General features: G+C 36.4%; 14 protein-coding genes and 1 pseudogene. 9 read left to right on the top strand and 6 right to left on the bottom strand.

What is annotated here, in order from left to right; translation table 11 throughout:
- Positions 1-17 precede the first annotated feature (17 nt).
- Positions 18-1,163: pseudogene (locus ABVM53_RS06270) on the top strand (cystathionine gamma-synthase); the annotation flags it as partial.
- 6 nt (positions 1,164-1,169) lie between these two features.
- Here the strand turns inward: ABVM53_RS06270 and ABVM53_RS06265 are convergent.
- On the bottom strand, positions 1,170-1,976 hold the full coding sequence (locus ABVM53_RS06265; RefSeq protein WP_405330523.1) for a THC0290_0291 family protein: 807 nt from the start codon (positions 1,974-1,976) through the stop codon (positions 1,170-1,172).
- 207 nt (positions 1,977-2,183) lie between these two features.
- On the opposite strand from ABVM53_RS06265, the gene gdhA reads away from it, so the two are divergent.
- From gdhA to ABVM53_RS06225, 8 genes are all read left to right on the top strand, one after another.
- The gene (gdhA, locus tag ABVM53_RS06260) at positions 2,184-3,527 is read left to right on the top strand and encodes an NADP-specific glutamate dehydrogenase (protein ID WP_371455613.1); all 1,344 of its coding nucleotides are present in this window, start codon (positions 2,184-2,186) and stop codon (positions 3,525-3,527) included.
- Between the two features lie 97 nt (positions 3,528-3,624).
- Positions 3,625-5,895 (top strand): T9SS type A sorting domain-containing protein, encoded by a 2,271-nt coding sequence (locus ABVM53_RS06255; protein ID WP_405330521.1) that lies wholly within the window; start codon positions 3,625-3,627, stop codon positions 5,893-5,895.
- The gene (recO, locus tag ABVM53_RS06250; protein ID WP_405330519.1) at positions 5,895-6,611 is read left to right on the top strand and encodes a DNA repair protein RecO; all 717 of its coding nucleotides are present in this window, start codon (positions 5,895-5,897) and stop codon (positions 6,609-6,611) included. Before ABVM53_RS06255 ends, recO begins: the two co-directional genes overlap by 1 nt.
- A 9-nt stretch (positions 6,612-6,620) precedes the next feature.
- Positions 6,621-9,026: a TonB-dependent receptor plug domain-containing protein gene (locus ABVM53_RS06245; RefSeq protein WP_405330517.1), complete on the top strand. Its 2,406-nt coding sequence runs from the start codon at positions 6,621-6,623 to the stop codon at positions 9,024-9,026.
- A 116-nt stretch (positions 9,027-9,142) separates the two neighbouring features.
- Positions 9,143-12,553 (top strand): isoleucine--tRNA ligase, encoded by a 3,411-nt coding sequence (ileS, locus tag ABVM53_RS06240; RefSeq protein WP_405330515.1) that lies wholly within the window; start codon positions 9,143-9,145, stop codon positions 12,551-12,553.
- Between the two features lie 7 nt (positions 12,554-12,560).
- The gene (locus tag ABVM53_RS06235; protein ID WP_128758029.1) at positions 12,561-12,941 is read left to right on the top strand and encodes a TraR/DksA C4-type zinc finger protein; all 381 of its coding nucleotides are present in this window, start codon (positions 12,561-12,563) and stop codon (positions 12,939-12,941) included.
- 63 nt (positions 12,942-13,004) lie between these two features.
- The gene (locus ABVM53_RS06230) at positions 13,005-13,634 is read left to right on the top strand and encodes a hypothetical protein (RefSeq protein WP_405330513.1); all 630 of its coding nucleotides are present in this window, start codon (positions 13,005-13,007) and stop codon (positions 13,632-13,634) included.
- 38 nt (positions 13,635-13,672) lie between these two features.
- The gene (locus ABVM53_RS06225) at positions 13,673-14,284 is read left to right on the top strand and encodes a lipoprotein signal peptidase (protein WP_128758027.1); all 612 of its coding nucleotides are present in this window, start codon (positions 13,673-13,675) and stop codon (positions 14,282-14,284) included.
- A gap of 8 nt (positions 14,285-14,292) precedes the next feature.
- Here ABVM53_RS06225 and ABVM53_RS06220 read toward each other — a convergent pair whose 3' ends face one another.
- Genes ABVM53_RS06220 through ABVM53_RS06200 form a run of 5 tightly spaced genes read right to left on the bottom strand, consistent with a single transcriptional unit; the run spans position 14,293 to position 18,325 of the window.
- Complete coding sequence (locus ABVM53_RS06220; RefSeq protein WP_405330511.1) at positions 14,293-15,435, bottom strand: sensor histidine kinase; 1,143 nt, start codon at positions 15,433-15,435, stop codon at positions 14,293-14,295.
- A 54-nt stretch (positions 15,436-15,489) separates the two neighbouring features.
- Positions 15,490-16,050 (bottom strand): 5-formyltetrahydrofolate cyclo-ligase, encoded by a 561-nt coding sequence (locus ABVM53_RS06215; RefSeq protein ID WP_405330509.1) that lies wholly within the window; start codon positions 16,048-16,050, stop codon positions 15,490-15,492.
- Positions 16,043-17,026: a succinylglutamate desuccinylase/aspartoacylase family protein gene (locus tag ABVM53_RS06210; RefSeq protein ID WP_371455628.1), complete on the bottom strand. Its 984-nt coding sequence runs from the start codon at positions 17,024-17,026 to the stop codon at positions 16,043-16,045. The genes ABVM53_RS06215 and ABVM53_RS06210 overlap by 8 nt, the downstream gene beginning before the upstream one ends.
- 4 nt (positions 17,027-17,030) lie before the next feature.
- Positions 17,031-17,903, bottom strand: coding sequence for a 30S ribosomal protein S6--L-glutamate ligase (rimK, locus tag ABVM53_RS06205; protein WP_128758023.1), 873 nt, complete (start codon positions 17,901-17,903; stop codon positions 17,031-17,033).
- The gene (locus ABVM53_RS06200) at positions 17,900-18,325 is read right to left on the bottom strand and encodes an ATP-dependent zinc protease (protein ID WP_371455629.1); all 426 of its coding nucleotides are present in this window, start codon (positions 18,323-18,325) and stop codon (positions 17,900-17,902) included. Before ABVM53_RS06200 ends, rimK begins: the two co-directional genes overlap by 4 nt.
- Positions 18,326-18,477 lie beyond the last annotated feature (152 nt).

The following is an 18,477-nucleotide window of genomic DNA, read 5'->3' as shown; positions in this document are numbered from 1 at the left end:
TTAATAAAAGTTTAAAATTTATGAAATTCAATACTAAAACAATACACGGAGGTCAGCATAATACAGATCCTGCTTATGGTAGTGTAATGCCACCTATTTATCAGACATCTACATATTCTCAAACAACTCCGGGTGGTCATAAAGGTTTTGAATATTCGCGAAGTGGTAATCCTACGCGTAAGGCTTTAGAAGATGCTTTAGCAAGTATAGAAAACGGAAATTTTGGTCTTGCTTTTGGTTCTGGATTAGCTGCTATCGACGCAGTTTTAAAACTTTTTAAACCAGGTGATGAGATAATTTCTACAAATGATTTGTATGGTGGGTCTTACCGCTTATTTACTAAAATATTTGAGGGTTTTGGAATTAAATTCCATTTTGTAGGAATGCAGGATACTTCAAAAATTGAAGCTGCAATTACAGATAAAACAAAGCTAATCTGGGTAGAAACTCCTACAAACCCGATGATGAACATTATAGATGTAGTAGCTGTTTCTAAAGTGGCTAAAGCTCATAATGTATTACTTGCTGTAGACAATACATTTGCTACACCCTACTTACAACAACCATTAGATTTAGGGGCAGATATAGTTATGCATAGTGTAACAAAATACTTAGGAGGTCATAGTGACCTTGTAATGGGCGCTCTTATTGTAAAAGATAAAGAGCTTGCAGATAAACTTTATTTTATACAAAATGCGAGTGGAGCAGTTTGCGGGCCGCAAGATAGTTTTCTAGCGCTACGCGGAATTAAAACGCTTCATGTGCGTATGCAACGTCATTGTGAAAATGGTAAAGCAGTAGCGCATTTCTTAAAAGACCATCCAAAAGTTGATCAAGTTTACTGGCCTGGTTTTAAAGATCATACTAAATATGATATTGCAAAAAAACAAATGAGAGATTTTGGGGGTATGGTTTCTTTTACTACTAAAAATGATTCTCTTGAGGGAGCAGTAGCGGTAGTAGAAAATTTAAAAGTTTTTACTCTAGCAGAAAGTTTAGGAGGCGTAGAGAGTTTAGCGGGGCATCCTGCAACTATGACGCACGCAAGTATTCCAAAAGAAGAGCGAGAAAAAACGGGAGTTAAAGATTCATTAATACGCTTAAGCGTAGGAATTGAAGATATAGATGACCTTCTTGAAGATTTAAAACAAGCCTTAAATTAAAGATACTTAAAAATTTAAGTAATAGATATACCCAATATTTAGCCATACGATAGAGTCGTCATATCTATTTGGCGGGTAAAATTCGGGGTCGGGATTAAGACCATCCACCCAGTTTGAATAGTATTTGTGATAACGAAATTCAAGATTTATATCACTTAGTTCACTTAATTTATAGCGTAGTCCTATGCTACCTGTAAGCGCCCAGGTAGTGCCGGGGCTATCATCAATACCTCCTAGTTCTCCATCACCAATTAGAAATTTGTCAAAATAAATATCTTCTGGTGTGGCGCCATCAACATCTTGAATTGAGGAGTAAGAAGGATTATAGCCTACGAAGTGCGCTCCTAGACTTATATAAGGTGCTACTTTGTAACCTCCCGCTTGAAAATCTCGAATACTTTTAGGGAAATATTCTAGTTGCATTCCCAATTCATAAACTAGTGATGTTCCTTGATGGTCTCTTAAATCATACCCTTCTGGAGATTCCTTTTTAGATTCAACTCCCTCGTGTGTAAATTTTGAATAGTGCAAATCTGCTTCTGTTCTTAATTTAAAATGGTCGTTAAAGTACTCATCGCGTGTGTAGCAATTACAATCAGAACGATACGCAAAATTCATATAATGTACGATACCTACACCTATTCCTACATTGTTAATATTAGTATCGAAGTTCTCACGAAGACCAAAATCTGATTGAAAAAGTAAGGGGCCTGCGATTATTCCTACTTCATTAGAGAAGCCAAATTGTGCTTTTACCGTCAAAGGCATTGAAAGACAGAAGAATAATACCGCAAGTAGGATTTTGGTATTCATTTATAATTGGGGATATTTATACAACAAATATACTAAAACATCCGATTTAACCTAAATTTATGCACTTGGTAGATTATTTGTTTGTGAATAGAGAAAATCAGTTCAGCAATATTAAGAATATATAAAAAATAAAGCCTGATTTTTATTGATATCATATATTTGTACCGCATTAACGTGTAAAAAATTGTAATTATTAAAAACTTTAATATGTCAGATAGCATTAAAAAGTTCGTTGACTCTGTTGAAAAAGCAAATCCTAATGAGCCAGAATTTATTCAAGCGGTTCAAGAGGTTGCTGAAACTGTTATACCATTTATAGAAAAAAATTCTAAATATCAAGACAAGAAACTTTTAGAACGAATGGTAGAACCAGAGCGTGCTATCTTGTTTAGAGTAGCTTGGGTAGATGATGCAGGGGAAACTCAGATTAACAAAGGATATCGGGTTGAGTTTAATTCGGCTATAGGACCTTACAAAGGCGGATTAAGATTTCATCCTTCGGTAAACCTGAGTATTTTAAAATTTCTAGGGTTTGAACAAGTCTTTAAAAACAGCCTCACTTCATTACCTATGGGTGGAGGTAAAGGTGGTTCAGATTTTAATCCAAGAGGCAAAAGTGATGCTGAGGTAATGCGATTTTGTCAAAGCTTTATGACAGAGCTTTATCGTCACATAGGTCCTAATACAGATGTGCCTGCAGGAGATATTGGAGTAGGTGGTCGTGAAATAGGTTATATGTTTGGCCAGTATAAGCGCATCCGTAATGAGTTTACGGGAATTTTAACGGGTAAAGGACTCTCTTATGGAGGATCTAAAATACGTCCTGAAGCTACCGGTTATGGAAATGTATATTTCACCAAATTTATGCTGAATAATATAGGTGAGAAAATGACGGGTAAAACTGTTGTGATTTCAGGTTCTGGAAATGTAGCTCAATATGCTGCAGAAAAAGCAATGCAGCTCGATGCAAAAGTAATTACGATGTCTGATTCTGATGGTTTCATATATGACGCAGCAGGATTAGATAAACACAAGCTTGCTCATATTATGGAAATTAAAAATGAGCGTCGTGGTAGAATTAAAGAATATTTAGATAAATACCCTTCTGCAGAATTTCACGAGGGTAAAACTCCTTGGGGTGTAAAATGTGATATCGCGCTTCCTTGTGCTACTCAAAACGAACTCGATAAAGCAGATGCTGAATTACTTGTTCAAAACGGCGTTATGAGTGTAGGAGAAGGTGCAAATATGCCTTGTACTCCAGAAGCTGTAGAGGTTTTTGTAAACGCAAAAATATTATTTTCTCCAGGTAAGGCATCAAATGCTGGAGGTGTTGCTACTTCTGGTCTAGAAATGTCACAAAACAGTATGAGATATAACTGGTCTGCAGAAGAAGTTGATAAAAAACTACATGAGATTATGTACGATATTCACAAAGCCTGTGTGCAATATGGCGCACAAGAAGATGGTTTTGTAGATTATGTAAAAGGAGCAAATATTGCAGGATTTGTAAAAGTTGCAGATGCGATGCTTGCACAAGGTATTGTTTAAGTAGTGATACAAAATAGATAAGTTAAAAACCTCGAAAATGCTTCGAGGTTTTTTTGTGAGGTAAATTGTACTTTTAGCATTCTGGTAATTGCCGCTTATGTTCAAAAAACTCTTGATTGTATTGGTTTTTGTGTGCTCTTTTTTTTGTGTGCAAGGGCAGGATTATTCTAGTTCGTGGACAGGGCATTTCTCCTATAATTCAATAGTATCCATAGCGCCTGGTGATCGTGAAGTTTATGTAGCGTCGCAAAATTCAGTATTTAGTTATTCACTATCGACAAATGAAACCAAGACGTACTCAACTATAGATGGCTTAACGGGAGAACTTATAAGTACAGTTTATTATAGTGCATCAACGGGTATCTTATTCGTTGGGTACTACTCAGGCTTGGTAGATTTGATATTGCCAGATGGTACTGTGTCAACTTTGGTCGCTATTCGAGATAAGCCGGTTATTCTTCCATCAGAAAAGGCTATAAATCATTTTTACGAAAACGAAGATATACTTTATATCGCTACAGGTTTTGGAATCTCTTTGTTTGATCTGGACAGATTAGAGTTTAAAGACTCCTATTTTATAGGCGATAACGGCACGCGTCTTCCCATTCTGCAGACGATAATTTTCGAGGATTTTATTTACGCAGCTTCTCCTACAGGAGGATTGAGACGTGCTAGAGCCGCTGCCGATAATCTTATAGATTTTAAAAATTGGGAGACAATAGATTCTCAAGGATGGCTTGGTTTACAACAAGTAGCAACTACTTTATTTGGAGTTCGTTCTGATCAGACATTGCAACAGTTATCGTCTGATTCTTTTATTACAACAGCAAATTTTGCGGGTGTACCAAAACAAATAAGCGCTAATGAGGATGAGCTACTTATTACTTTTGAAAACGAAATTCAAATATACTCTTCACAAGGAACCTTAAAAGAGACAATTTATACAAGTCCTCAATATTCTAGTGGTTATAATACAACGATTAAATTTGACGGGGCCTTTTACGTAGGAACGGCCCAAAATGGCTTACTCATTACCTCATCAAGCTCGATTGATAACGCATTAGCTATTATTCCGGAGGGACCTTTGCGGAATGATCCATTTAATATTGAAGCTGCTTTTGGTGAATTGTGGGTGGTTTTTGGAGACTATAGTGATGCATACAATCCCTATCCTTTAAAGCAGCGAGGTGTAAGTAATTTACGTGAAGAAACGTGGCTAAATATTCCATATAGTGAACTGTTGGGTGCAAATAATATAACAAATATCACTTTCAACCCAGATGATGCTAGCCAGATCTTTCTGAGTTCGTATAATTCTGGTTTTTTAGAATTAAATGATAAAGTTCCTGTGCGTTTATATAATGAGTCTAATAGCGGGTTAAGTGATGTCCCCTCCAATCCCACAGACGTTAGAATAAACGGTGCCGCTTTTGATGTTTCCGGTAATTTATGGATGACCAATAGCCTGGTTAAAAACGGTTTGGCAAAGAAAGAAGGAGCTGTAATACAAGGTATATCTGTCGCAGATATTTTACCGGACTTCGATGAGATCAATGCATATACCGAGGTAGTTACAGATCGTCGAGGCAATGTCTATTTTGGCACTTCAAATAGAGGATTAATTGGTTATAATCCGCAATCCAAAGGTTTTATTCGCCTTGATGAGAGTAGATCTAATTTGCCGTCTAATGCCATTTTATCTCTTGCAATAGATTTAAATGGAAGTTTATGGATAGGCACTGCGGCCGGATTAAGAATCTTAACAAGTCCTGCTCAAATGTTTGATGACCCCGATATACAAACGCGTAAAATTATAATTGAAGACAACGGTGTAGCAGTAGAGTTATTGGGCGAGCAAGTGATACGTACTATAGCCGTAGATGGAAATAATAATAAGTGGGTAGGAACCGTAGGCAGTGGAGCATTTTATTTTACGTCAAATGGGCTTGAAACTTTAAAACAATTCGGAACAAATAATTCTCCATTACCATCAAACAACATTCAAGATATTACAATAGACGATCAATCTGGAGAAGTTTATTTCGCTACTGCATTAGGGCTGGTTTCCTATAGAGGGTCTGCTGTTGCTGCAAAAGAGACGCTTGAAGACGCACGGGTTTTTCCTAATCCCGTTAGACCAGGTTATAGCGGCTTAGTTACACTAGATGGTTTAACTGAAAATGCAACGATTAAAATTACAGACCTTAATGGAAATCTTGTTTATGAAGAAGAAAGTGAAGGTGGCAGCATTCAATGGGATACTACTGCATTTGGAAAATATAAAGTCGCATCGGGTGTTTATTTCATTTTAATCACTGCTGAAGATGCTGTTGAAACAAAGATTATTAAACTAATGATCATTCGGTAATGTTAGTAAACACGCGCGCCATTGTAATTTCAGCTTTAAAATATGGAGAGGCAGATTTAATTGTGAAATGTTTTACCGAAGAGGCGGGCTTAAAAACATATTTGCTGCGATCTATTTTAAAATCAAAAAAAGGAAAACTACGCACAGCAATGTTTCAACCGGCTACACAACTTGAGATTGTAGCCATGCATAAAGATAAGGGGACTTTAGAAGGTATACGAGAAGCTAAAGTATTACAGCCTTATTTAAGTTTGCATACCGATATTTTGAAATCTAGTATCGTTCTTTTTTTATCTGAAATGTTGCGTAACGCCATTCAGGAAGAGGAAGAGAACAGACCGCTTTATGCATTTTTAGAACACGCATTTATGTGGCTAGATTTACATACACATACCGCGAATTTTCATTTACTATTTCTGCTTGAACTAACTAAATATCTTGGTTTTTATCCAGATACTTCAAACATCAATTATTCTAATTTTAATTTAGAGTCTGGTAATTTTGAAAATGTCGAAACGCTGTATAGTGTTTCCGAAGAAAATTTAGATACTTTAAAAACTCTTCTGGGTACAAATTTTGATGCATTATCAGAATTAAAATTAAACCAAAAGCGCCGTGCGGCATTTGTAAATATGCTCTTGAGCTATTATGAATTACATTTGCACAGTTTTAGAAAACCCAAGTCTCTGGCTGTTCTGAGTGCACTTTTCAACTAACTGATATTTATGCGATTTCTCCTATTCTTACTATTTATAATTCTGAATATATCTTTTGCAACTGCTCAGAATATTACGGTTTACGATAATGGGAGTCACGAACCTATAGAAGGCGCAATGCTCTATAATGCTTTAAAAACAAGTACGGCAATTACAAATGAACAAGGAATTGTAGATATATCACTCTTTACAAATGCCGAAACAATTTACATATCTCACGTTTCACATATACTGAAGAAAACAACAAAGGCTGCTTTAATCGCTTCTGGAAATAGGGTGTATTTGTTGGATGACGAAAACCAATTGAATGAAGTGGTACTTTCGGTATCTAAATTTGAACAGCAAACAAAAGACATAACTCAAAAAGTTATTCGGCTTGATGCCGAAGATGTTGAGCTTAAAAATCCACAAACAGCTGCAGATTTTTTAAGTCAGAGTGGACAGGTTTATGTACAAAAAAGTCAATTAGGCGGTGGAAGCCCTATGATTAGAGGCTTTTCTACAAATCGTTTGTTGATTACTGTTGATGGTGTACGCATGAATACCGCAATATTTAGATCGGGAAATCTTCAGAATGTTATCAATATCGACCCATTTACGATAGATCAAACAGAAGTTATTCTTGGTCCCGGCTCTGTGGTTTATGGGAGTGACGCGGTGGGCGGGGTGATGAATTTTTATACAAAGAAGCCGTCATTTTCTTTTGAAGAAGGGACTTCTTTTTCAGGAATGGGGCTTACACGTTATGCAACTGCAAATAATGAAAAGACTGGACACCTAGATTTGAATTTCGGTTTAAAAAAATGGGCTTTTCTAAGTAGTATTAGTTATTCTGACTTTGACGATCTGCGTATGGGTGGGCACGGTCCCGATGATTATCTGAGACCAGAATACGTTAAAATTATTGATGGTGTTGATACCGTTGTAGAGAATGAAGACCCTAAAGTGCAGAATCCTACAGGGTTTAATTTGCTTAATCTCACTCAGAAAGTGCGTTTTATGCCTAATAGTATCTGGGATTTTAATCTGGGTATGCATTACAGCACCACTTCAGACTATTCTAGATACGATCGTTTAACCCGTAAACGTGGTGATGAATTGCGTTCTGCTGAGTGGTATTACGGTCCGCAGACCTGGTTTTTAGGAAATCTTCAAGTGGATAAAAAAGGGAATGGGGATATTTATGATGATGCAAAATTAACGGCCGCTTACCAATATTTTGAAGAGAGCAGAAACGATCGAGATTTTAATGATCCCATACTGTATTCAACGGAAGAGCAGGTAAATGCCTATTCTTTAGGTCTCGATTTTACTAAAAAACTTTCTGAAAACAGATTGTTTTACGGTTTAGAATATGTGTATAATAAAGTTAATTCCTTCGGAAATCAAACCAATGTAGAAACCGATGAGCAGGCTGCAACAGCCAGTAGATATCCTGATAATTCGAGTTGGCAATCTCTAGCTGCCTACTTAAGCGGCCAATTTAATCTTGCTGAAAAATTAACGCTTCAAACCGGTTTGCGCTATAACCATATTTTAATTAACGCTGCGTTTGATGATACTTTTTATGATTTTCCATTCGAAGATGCGAATGTAAACTTTGGAAATATCACCGGTTCTGCAGGTTTAAACTGGCAGACCAGCGACATACTCGATTTAAAATTGAATTTGGGGACTGCCTTTAGAGCGCCTAATATTGATGATATAGGTAAAATATTTGATAGTGAGGCGGGTTCTGTTGTGGTGCCTAATCCTAATTTGAAAGCAGAGTACGCCTATAATGCAGAGATAGGTGCGGCACTTAAAATTGGCCAATCACTTAGATTGGATTTAACTACTTATTATACGCATCTAGAAAATGCATTAGTGCGTCGCGATTTTAATCTTGAGGGTGTAACTGTTATTGATTATCAGGGCGAGCCTAGTAATGTACAAGCGATTCAAAATGCAGCACGTGCTGAGGTTTATGGTATCGAAGCCGGTTTAGAGTATTTATTTTCTAAAAATGTGAAGTTCACCTCTCATATTAATATCACAGAAGGTAGCCAGGAAGAAGATGATGGTAGCGATGCACCCTTACGCCATGCGGCTCCATTATTTGGAAATACACATTTAATTTACCGACTCAAAAAATGGAAGTTTGATGCCTCTGCAGAATACAATGGGGAGATTGCTTATGAAGATCTTGCACCTTCGCAAATTGCGAATGATTATTTATATGCACTAGATGCAGACGGGAATCCGTATTCTCCTAAATGGTATACATTAAATTTATATAGCGAGTATCAAGTGGCACAAAACTGGAAGGCCACCGCTGCTTTAGAAAACATTACCGATCAACGTTACCGACCGTATTCTTCGGGGATTTCTGCGCCGGGACGGAATTTGATTTTAGCGTTGAAGTATAGTTTTTAAGGATTACTAATTTGAATAGAATAACCATTTATTCTTCATTTTTTATGGGTGTTTCAAAACGGTAGATTTCTTATCAAAATTCCGTAATTTTGCACACTTATTAGAAAACGCACACCATGAGCACAAAGTTCCCTGAATATAAAGGACTTGACCTACCTAAAGTGGCCGAAGAAATTTTAGCCTATTGGAAGGAAAACGACATATTTGAAAAAAGTATTTCTACACGAGAAGGCAACGACCCTTATATCTTTTTTGAGGGGCCGCCATCTGCAAACGGAATGCCTGGTATTCACCACGTTATGGCGCGTGCGATTAAAGATATTTTTTGCCGTTTTCAAACTCAAAAAGGAAAACAAGTTAAGCGTAAAGCCGGTTGGGATACGCACGGACTTCCGGTTGAGTTAGGTGTTGAGAAAGAACTGGGTATTACCAAAGAAGACATTGGTAAAAAAATAAGCGTTAGCGAATACAACGAAGCCTGTAAAAATGCGGTAATGCGCTACACCGATGTGTGGAACAACCTTACCGAGCAAATGGGATATTGGGTAGATATGGAAGATCCGTATATTACCTACAAACCAAAATACATGGAGTCAGTATGGTGGCTTCTAAAGAATATTTACAACCAGGGCCTTATTTATAAAGGTTATACGATACAGCCCTATTCTCCAAAGGCGGGGACCGGTTTAAGTTCGCACGAACTAAACCAGCCAGGTACCTATCAAGATGTTACAGATACTACGGTAACTGCACAGTTTAAAGTTTTAGAAGATGAGACATTTAAAGCATCTCCCTTAGCGGCATTTGAAGGACAGAAATACTTAATGGCTTGGACGACTACTCCCTGGACATTGCCTTCTAATACGGCATTAACCGTAGGTAAAAAGATTGATTATGTGTTGGTGAAAACTTTTAACCAATATACATTCGACGCTATCCAAGTAGTTCTGGCAAAAGCTTTGGTAAGCAAGCAATTTGATAAAAAATTCTTTGCAGCCGAAAACGAAGAAGATTTTTCAAATTTTAAAGAAAGCGATAAGAAAATACCCTATCAAATTCTTTCAGAATTTAAGGGTAGTGATTTGTTAGAATTACGCTACGAGCCGGTAATCGATTATGTGAAACCTCACGATAATCCGGAGAATGCATTTCGAGTAATTTCTGGCGATTTTGTTACTACAGAAGATGGTACCGGTATTGTACATACGTCACCTACATTTGGTGCAGATGATGCTATGGTTGCCAAGCAGGCAGTGCCAGAGGTGCCGCCTATGCTGGTAAAAGATGAGAATGGTAATCTTGTGCCACTTGTAGATTTACAAGGCCGTTTTAGACCAGAGTTGCAGGAATTTGGTGGTAAATATGTGAAGAATGAATATTACGATGATGGCGAAGCACCAGAGAAAAGTGTAGATGTTGAGATCGCAATAAAGCTAAAAGAAGAAAATAAAGCTTTTAAGGTTGAGAAGTATGTTCACAGTTATCCTAACTGCTGGCGTACAGATAAACCTATTTTATATTACCCGTTAGACTCCTGGTTTATTAAAGTAACCGATGTGCGTGATCGTATGCACGAATTAAACTTGGGTATAAATTGGAAGCCTAAAGCAACAGGAGAAGGTCGTTTTGGTAACTGGTTAGCAAATGCTAATGACTGGAATTTATCGCGCTCGCGCTACTGGGGAATACCATTACCTATCTGGAGAACCGAAGATGGTAAAGAAGAAATTATCATTGGTTCGGTTTCTGAATTAAAAGAAAAAATCACTGAAGCAGTAGAAGCTGGTGTTATGCAAGCAGATCCTTTTGAAGGTTTTGTTGCAGGTGACATGACTGATGCAAACTACGACCTTGTAGACTTACATAAAAATATCGTAGATGAGATTGTTTTGGTTTCGCAAAGCGGAAAATCAATGCGTCGTGAATCTGATCTTATTGATGTTTGGTTTGATAGTGGTAGTATGCCGTATGCACAATGGCATTACCCTTTTGAAAATAAGGAAATGGTAGAATCAACCTGGCGCAAAGCAGATTTTATTGCTGAAGGGGTAGATCAAACTCGTGGATGGTTTTATACTTTGCACGCGATAGCTACAATGACTTTTGACGATGTTGCTTATAAAAACGTTGTTTCTAACGGACTTGTGCTAGACAAAAACGGTCAGAAAATGTCTAAACGCTTAGGCAATGCGGCAGATCCTTTTACCACGTTAAGCACTTTTGGTCCAGATGCAACACGCTGGTATATGATAAGTAATGCAAACCCTTGGGATAACTTAAAGTTTGATCTTGATGGTATTACTGAAGTGCAACGTAAATTCTTCGGTACACTTTACAATACCTATTCGTTCTTTTCATTGTATGCTAATCTTGATAGCTTTAATTATTCTGAAGCAGATATTGAACTTAAAAATAGACCAGAAATAGACCGTTGGGTTCTTTCAGAATTACATAGTTTAATTGCTGAAGTAGATAAGTTTTATTCAGAATATGAACCTACAAAGGCTACAAGAGCAATTTCAGAATTTGTTCAGGAAAATCTAAGTAACTGGTTTGTGCGTTTAAGTCGTCGCCGTTACTGGAAAGGCGATTACGCACACGACAAGATTTCTGCATACCAGACTCTGTACAAATGTTTAATTACTGTTGCAAAATTAAGTGCACCGGTGGCTCCATTTTTTATGGATCGTTTGTACAAAGATTTAAATGGGTTGACTGGCTTAGAAACTTCAGAGAGTGTTCACCTTTCAGATTTCCCGGTTAGTGATGCTTCATTTATTGATAGAAAACTGGAGCATAAGATGCAAAAGGCGCAAACTATATCATCCTTAACACTTTCTTTACGTGCGAAGGAGAAAATTAAAGTTCGCCAACCATTGCAACGTATAATGATTCCTATTTTAGACAACGAGCAGCGAGAAGAAATACTTGCGGTACAAGATTTGATTAAGTCTGAAGTAAATGTCAAAGAAATAGAACTTATTGATGATGCATCCGGAATATTAGTAAAATCTATAAAGCCTAATTTTAAAACCTTAGGTCCGCGTTTTGGAAAAGATATGAGGTTTGTGGCTAGCGCAATTAATGCAATGAATGCAGCAGATATTACTACTATTGAAAATGAAGGAAAAATCACGGTGGACATTAATGGAAAAAGTGTTACTTTGGCGCCCGAAGATGTGGAAATAACATCTCAAGATATTGAGGGGTGGTTAGTTGCAAGTAGTGGTCCTTTAACTGTTGCACTTGATGTAACGCTTAATGATGCTTTGAAGAATGAAGGTATCGCCAGAGAACTTGTAAATCGTATTCAAAACCTGAGAAAAGACAGTGGTTTTGAAGTGACAGATAAAATAGAAGTACAAATACAGCGTGACGGTAAGATCGAGCAAGCCGTTATCGACAATTTAGACTATATTAAATTAGAGACGCTCACCGCAAAACTCGAGGTTGCAGAGCAAGTTACTAACGGTATAGCCATTACATTTGAAGATGTTGAAACAAAGTTGGCTATAAAAAAACAGTAGATACAATATGGCGACAGAAGTAAAAGAGCGATTTAGCGACGCAGAATTAGAGGAGTTTAGAATTCTTATTCAAGCTAAAATAGATAAGGCTCAGAATGATTTAGACCTTATTAAAAGTGCTTATATGAATGATGGCAATAATGGTACAGATGATACATCTCCTACCTTTAAAGCTTTTGAAGAGGGCAGCGAGACTATGAGTAAAGAAGCTAATTCTGCACTAGCAATACGCCAGGAAAAATTTATACGTGACTTAAAGAATGCACTAAACCGTATTCAGAATAAGACATTTGGTATTTGCCGCGTTACAGGTAAATTAATCAACAAGGAGCGTTTAAAGCTTGTTCCTCACGCTACATTAAGTATCGAGGCAAAAAATATGCAGTAATTACTGCACCATAAAATTTATAAACGCTTCAGTCTTTGCTGAGGCGTTTTTTGTTTCCTGATTATGCAGACCCATAAAATTATTTTTTTAGTATTATTTTTCCTTTTAGCCGGTACAGGTTTTGGGCAGAAACAAATGCAGTATCGTATTCCTTCTGAGGAATTAAAAGGAATTTATATAGACTCAGATGAGGTATTTCAAATACGAGTACAAGCTTCAAAAATTCAAGAATTTAAAATTACAGCCGAAGTAGAGGGAGAAACTTTTGAAAGTGTATTGGTAGATCCTAAACAAGAAAATGATCTTTGGCGTATTTATATAAAACGGTCTATCGGGTTTAAAGCTTTTGATGATAAACTTGCAGCCCACAAGGTAATATCTATTGTTTTAAACATTGAAATGCCTGAAAATAAAGAATTATGGGTACGATCTTCTTTGGCTTCATTATGGGCAGAAGGAACTTTTAAGTATTTAAATGTAAACCTTATGAGTGGAGATTGTAATCTTATAAACTATCTTGGAGACGGGGTGATTAATACATTGCGCGGGAGTATCTACATAGAAACATCAAACGCACAAGTAGAAGCTATATCACGCAACGGAAACAATGAAACAGAGAATAAGAGCGATGGTAAGTATCATTTAAAACTTAAAAGCGTTGACGGAAATATAAGAGTCTCCCAATCTCAATAAATTAATTATTTTTACCATTCGCTAATCAACAACAGCACATGTCATTAAAGAAGGCCGTAGGAATTATTGTTCTGATATTACTTATAGATCAAATTAGTAAAATTTACATAAAAACACATTTTCAACTTCAGGAGCAAGTTCAGGTTTTTGAGTGGTTTAGAATTCTTTTTGTAGAAAATGAAGGTATGGCTTGGGGAGCTAAAATCCCGGGCGATTATGGTAAAATTATTCTTACTCTCTTTAGAATAGGTATTCTTCCGCTTATAGGATATTGGTTATATGACAGTGTAAAAAAGAATATGTCTCGTATTCTTATCGTAGGTATTGCGCTAATTTTTGCAGGTGCCTTTGGTAATATAATAGACTCCGTATTTTATGGTATCATCTTCGACAGTAGTGCAGGGCAATTAGCTACGTTCTTACCAGAAGATGGTGGGTATTCAAGTATTTTTTATGGGCGTGTTGTAGATATGCTCTATTTTCCTATCTGGGAGGGTTATTTACCAGAATGGTTGCCTATCTGGGGTGGTAATTACTTTACGTTCTTTAATGCAGTATTTAATATTGCAGATATGGCAATAAGTACCGGAGTGGGTTTATTGTTAGTGTTTAATAAACGTGCATTTGCAAAAGAAGGAAAACCGGCTTAAGCAGGATTTTAAATTGTGATAATAAATTTTGTACCGTAGCCAAGTTTACTTTTAACTTCAATTTTACCGCCAAGAGCTTCAACTTGATTTTTGACAATAAATAATCCTACAGATTGATTATTTTCATTGTTATCTGTACTTCGCGACATGTGAAAAATTTGATCTGCATTTCTATCAGATAAGTCATAACCTTTCCCGTTATCTTCAATAATCAAGGAGATCTTCTTATCGTTTTCTATACAATATGCTTTAATCTCCGGCTTACGGCTAGGACTTTTATTTAGGATTCCATTTTTGATTAAAATGGTAAAAATATTATTTAAGAATTCTTGATTATATTCAATTTCAGGGACTTCAGAAAAATCAGTATAGATATATGCTTCCTCCTGCTCGATAAGAGGGCGAAGCTGTGTTTTGATTTCCTCTAAAGTCTCTTCCAGATCGATGGTTATTTTTGGCAGTGAAGCTTTAGTTTGTATAGAAACTACTTCATTTAAACGCGATACTGTTCGGTTTAAACTTTTAGCGATCTCATTATAGTTATTGAAGAGCTCTTTCTGGTCTTCTGTAAATTTCTGTGTTTCTACTAGCTGGCTAGTTAGCTCTAGGTTGTTAACATGTGATTTTATGTTGTGGGAAACGTAATTTGCAAAAGTAAAAAGGCGAGAGTTATTTGCTTCAACAAGGTCTATTGCCTTTTCTAACATCAACTCGCGTTCTTTCTCTTTATTTACATTTACAACAACCCCTTTTAAACCTACAATTTCACCATTATTGTCTATGTCTGGTTTACTTATGGCGTGTGCCCAGAAAGTTTTGTTTGTATAGGTAACCATTTTAATTACTTCATCAAAAATAGGAGTACCGCTAGCTAGATTGTGATAACTATTTATAATAGTTTCATGAAAATTCATTTCAAAAAAATGCAAGGCATGTTTTAGTGAAGGTTTGTAACTGTCTGGAGTTTCTAGTATTTTCTGAAGTTGTTTATCAAAATAACTCTTTTTATTGAGAAAGTCTACTCTCCAACCACCTGCACCTACTAAGGTTGCAATTTGCTCATAAAAAAAGTTTTCTCTGAACTCTTCAGTTTCAGGGGCTGTTTTCTTTACAAAAAATGAAAATATTCCATTTTGTTTACTGGCTGACATGCGTATTGGTTATTTGAAAATGAGGTTGAAGATAGGAAAAATATCGATATTGTGTTAATATATATACGTTTTATTCGGTGTTATACAGTGAGTTAGCAAAACATCTGTAGAAGCTCTGGGTAACAACTCTTCTGCATCAAAAAGTGATAAACCTATTTTGAGCGATTTTGATGAGCAATCAGCTAAAAAACGATCATAAAAACCTTTGCCATAACCCAATCTGGAACCCGATTTATCAAACGCAAGTAAAGGAATGAAAATCACATCGAGTTGATTTGTGTTGATCTCAATTCCATTCTCTGGTTCGGGTATTCCCCAATTATTAATTTTCAACCGTGTATTATCGGTGAGAAGGTAGTGACGCATCGAGTAATCTTTAAAATCACTTTTTGATAACACGATATTTTTGTCTTTACCACTTAGTATATTCAGAATATACTCGGTATTAATCTCTTTTAAGTGTTGAATACTTAAGAAAATATGGTAAAAATCAAAGTCCCAAATAGGAAGTTTAAGAAGTTGATTAGCAATTAATAAACTGCGCTCCTCAAGTTCCTCTGCAGATAAACTTTCTCGTTTGATTTTATAGGTTTGTCTTAATTCAGCTTTAGTCATATTTGATCTCTGAAGTAGATAGATGAAATATAGCATCTCCTTGATAAACTAAAGAAGCTTCATTAGAATTGATGATATAGCCATCATTAGTAGCTTTGACTTTATGTCTAAAAGAGCCATAAGGGTCTGTAATAGTAGCAATAACTTCATTTTTCTCAACAAAATCACCACAGTTACTTTTGAGATGTAGTAAGCCGCTATACTTTGCTCGTAACCAAGAACTCGTCACAATTGTAGTTGACATTTTTGCAAGAGGAGGAGCAGAAAATTCTTTAGAAAGCATGTCAAAATGTTGTAGAATACGCATAACGCCAAAAACACCTTCGCGGGCTATATCTTTATCACTTACTTGGGATTTTCCGCCTTCAAACAAAAGAATAGGAATATTTAATTTCTCACACGTTGATCGATATGATTTTGAGATGTTTTTAGAATAAACGGTAAATGGCGCTCCAAATATCTTCGCATATTCTATCAAATCTTTTTTGTCTGGATCTACACGTATTTGAGCAACGTTAAACCGGCTTCCGCCACCGGTGTGAAAGTCAAGACAAAAGTCTGCTGTAGGTAATATTCTATTGCTAAACTGATACGCAAATCTGCCAGCTAACGAACCTTTGCGTGTTCCTGGAAATACGCGATTGAGATCTCTTCCATCAGGAAAAGCCCGTTCCATGTTAAGAAAGCCAAAAACATTAATAACTGGGATGCAAATAATAGTACCTCGCGTAGGCTTATTAATTTTTTTTGAAATTACCTGGCGTACGATTTCTACACCATTAATCTCGTCACCATGAATACCGGCGGTTATAAGAATACAAGGTCCCGGTTTTTTTGCGCGCTGTATAATAATAGGCACTTCTACTGAGGTCGTAGTGTATAATTTTGCCAAATTAAAATTAAGTGTTCTTCGTGCCCCGGGAGGGATTTTTTCCCCTAGAATATGTAGGATATTATTTTCATCTATACCAGTCATATACTTATACGCCTCGTTCTATGTATTTAATTATTTCTTTTGCAATATCTCTACCGGTAGCACGCTCAATACCTTCTAGACCCGGAGAAGAATTTACTTCAAGAATTAAAGGTCCTCTTGCACTTTGAAGCATATCTACACCAGCGACTCCAAGTCCCATAGCTTTAGCTGCCTTTATAGCTGCAATTTCTTCTTCATCTGAAAGAGTTATAACCTCTGCCGTACCCCCTCTGTGTAAGTTAGATCTAAATTCGCCTTCTTTCCCTTGTCTTTTCATCGCGCCTACTACGTGACCATCTATTATAAATGCTCTAATATCTGCTCCCTTTGCCTCTTTGATAAACTCTTGAACAATTACACGAGCCTGTAACCCATTAAAGGCTTCTATTACAGATTCTGCTGCATTTTTAGTTTCAGCAAGAACAACTCCTAATCCTTGAGTTCCTTCTAATAATTTTATTATTAATGGTGCGCCACCTACGTGATCAATAATTTCACCAACATCGCGAGAATAATTAGTAAATACGGTTTTAGGTAAACCTAAACGTGCGCGCGATAAAATTTGTAGACTGCGTAACTTATCCCGACTTCTAACCAGAGCTTGTGACTCTGTGGTTGTAAAACACCCCATCATTTCAAACTGTCTTACAACAGCAGTGCCATAATAGGTGATTGACGCACCTATACGAGGAATTATAGCCTCTGAGTCTGAAAGGTAACGACCTTTGTAATAAACGGAGGGCTTTTTCTTTTCAATAATAAGATCACATTTTAGCGGATCTATGATCTCCACGTTATGTTTGCGCTTTTTTGCAGCTTCAACAAGACGTGAAGTAGAGTATAAGCCACCATTTCGTGATAAAATTTTTATATTCATAAGGCTTTCTGGGAGTGTGAGACATCTGTTAATTCAGTATCTACAATAAATTTTTTAGTGAGGAATTTTCGTCCAATTAATACCGGAAAACGCATGTCTTCACGAGAACTAAGTGTTAGTGATATTTTAAATGTTTTTTGAAATATAGTAATGTTGCTTTGTACCACATACCGGTATTGTATTTCGCCATTACTACTTTTTACAGCAGTAATATCGTAATCTGAAAAGCGCATTTCTTTGCCATTATATTCTGGATGTTTTGGGTCGAGAAATGTACAGCATAAAATATTGTCTTCCTCTCTAATATGATTACAATGAATAGATGAGGTGTATGCACCTGTATCTATTTTAATATCAATATCAGATAAGCCCAGTTTTGGAAAATCGGCGCGGTCTATACGACCTATAATTACTTTTTCCATACGTTGCAATTTAGTAAAAGCATAATTGTTAAAGTATAATACCATCTAAAACTAGGTTAATTTGCTCATAATATTAGTTGGTAAAATATTAGTTGAATTTGTAAAGATACAGCGTTAAATAACGACCAAAGCATCAGCTAAGCGCAAGGATC

The sequence above is a fragment of the Leeuwenhoekiella sp. LLG6367-2.1 genome, from assembly GCF_045055775.1.
Classification (GTDB): domain Bacteria; phylum Bacteroidota; class Bacteroidia; order Flavobacteriales; family Flavobacteriaceae; genus Leeuwenhoekiella; species Leeuwenhoekiella aequorea.
Note: the sequence above shows the minus strand (reverse complement) of the source record. Positions and strands in the feature narration are given on the sequence as shown.

What these genes read in the sequence shown, in the direction of transcription:
- ABVM53_RS06265 (WP_405330523.1), bottom strand. Translation starts at nt 1,976, where the DNA reads ATGAATACCAAAATCCTACTTGCGGTATTATTCTTCTGTCTTTCAATG.
- gdhA (WP_371455613.1), top strand. Translation starts at nt 2,184, where the DNA reads ATGTCAGATAGCATTAAAAAGTTCGTTGACTCTGTTGAAAAAGCAAAT.
- ABVM53_RS06255 (WP_405330521.1), top strand. Translation starts at nt 3,625, where the DNA reads ATGTTCAAAAAACTCTTGATTGTATTGGTTTTTGTGTGCTCTTTTTTT.
- recO (WP_405330519.1), top strand. Translation starts at nt 5,895, where the DNA reads ATGTTAGTAAACACGCGCGCCATTGTAATTTCAGCTTTAAAATATGGA.
- ABVM53_RS06245 (WP_405330517.1), top strand. Translation starts at nt 6,621, where the DNA reads ATGCGATTTCTCCTATTCTTACTATTTATAATTCTGAATATATCTTTT.
- ileS (WP_405330515.1), top strand. Translation starts at nt 9,143, where the DNA reads ATGAGCACAAAGTTCCCTGAATATAAAGGACTTGACCTACCTAAAGTG.
- ABVM53_RS06235 (WP_128758029.1), top strand. Translation starts at nt 12,561, where the DNA reads ATGGCGACAGAAGTAAAAGAGCGATTTAGCGACGCAGAATTAGAGGAG.
- ABVM53_RS06230 (WP_405330513.1), top strand. Translation starts at nt 13,005, where the DNA reads ATGCAGACCCATAAAATTATTTTTTTAGTATTATTTTTCCTTTTAGCC.
- ABVM53_RS06225 (WP_128758027.1), top strand. Translation starts at nt 13,673, where the DNA reads ATGTCATTAAAGAAGGCCGTAGGAATTATTGTTCTGATATTACTTATA.
- ABVM53_RS06220 (WP_405330511.1), bottom strand. Translation starts at nt 15,435, where the DNA reads ATGTCAGCCAGTAAACAAAATGGAATATTTTCATTTTTTGTAAAGAAA.
- ABVM53_RS06215 (WP_405330509.1), bottom strand. Translation starts at nt 16,050, where the DNA reads ATGACTAAAGCTGAATTAAGACAAACCTATAAAATCAAACGAGAAAGT.
- ABVM53_RS06210 (WP_371455628.1), bottom strand. Translation starts at nt 17,026, where the DNA reads ATGACTGGTATAGATGAAAATAATATCCTACATATTCTAGGGGAAAAA.
- rimK (WP_128758023.1), bottom strand. Translation starts at nt 17,903, where the DNA reads ATGAATATAAAAATTTTATCACGAAATGGTGGCTTATACTCTACTTCA.
- ABVM53_RS06200 (WP_371455629.1), bottom strand. Translation starts at nt 18,325, where the DNA reads ATGGAAAAAGTAATTATAGGTCGTATAGACCGCGCCGATTTTCCAAAA.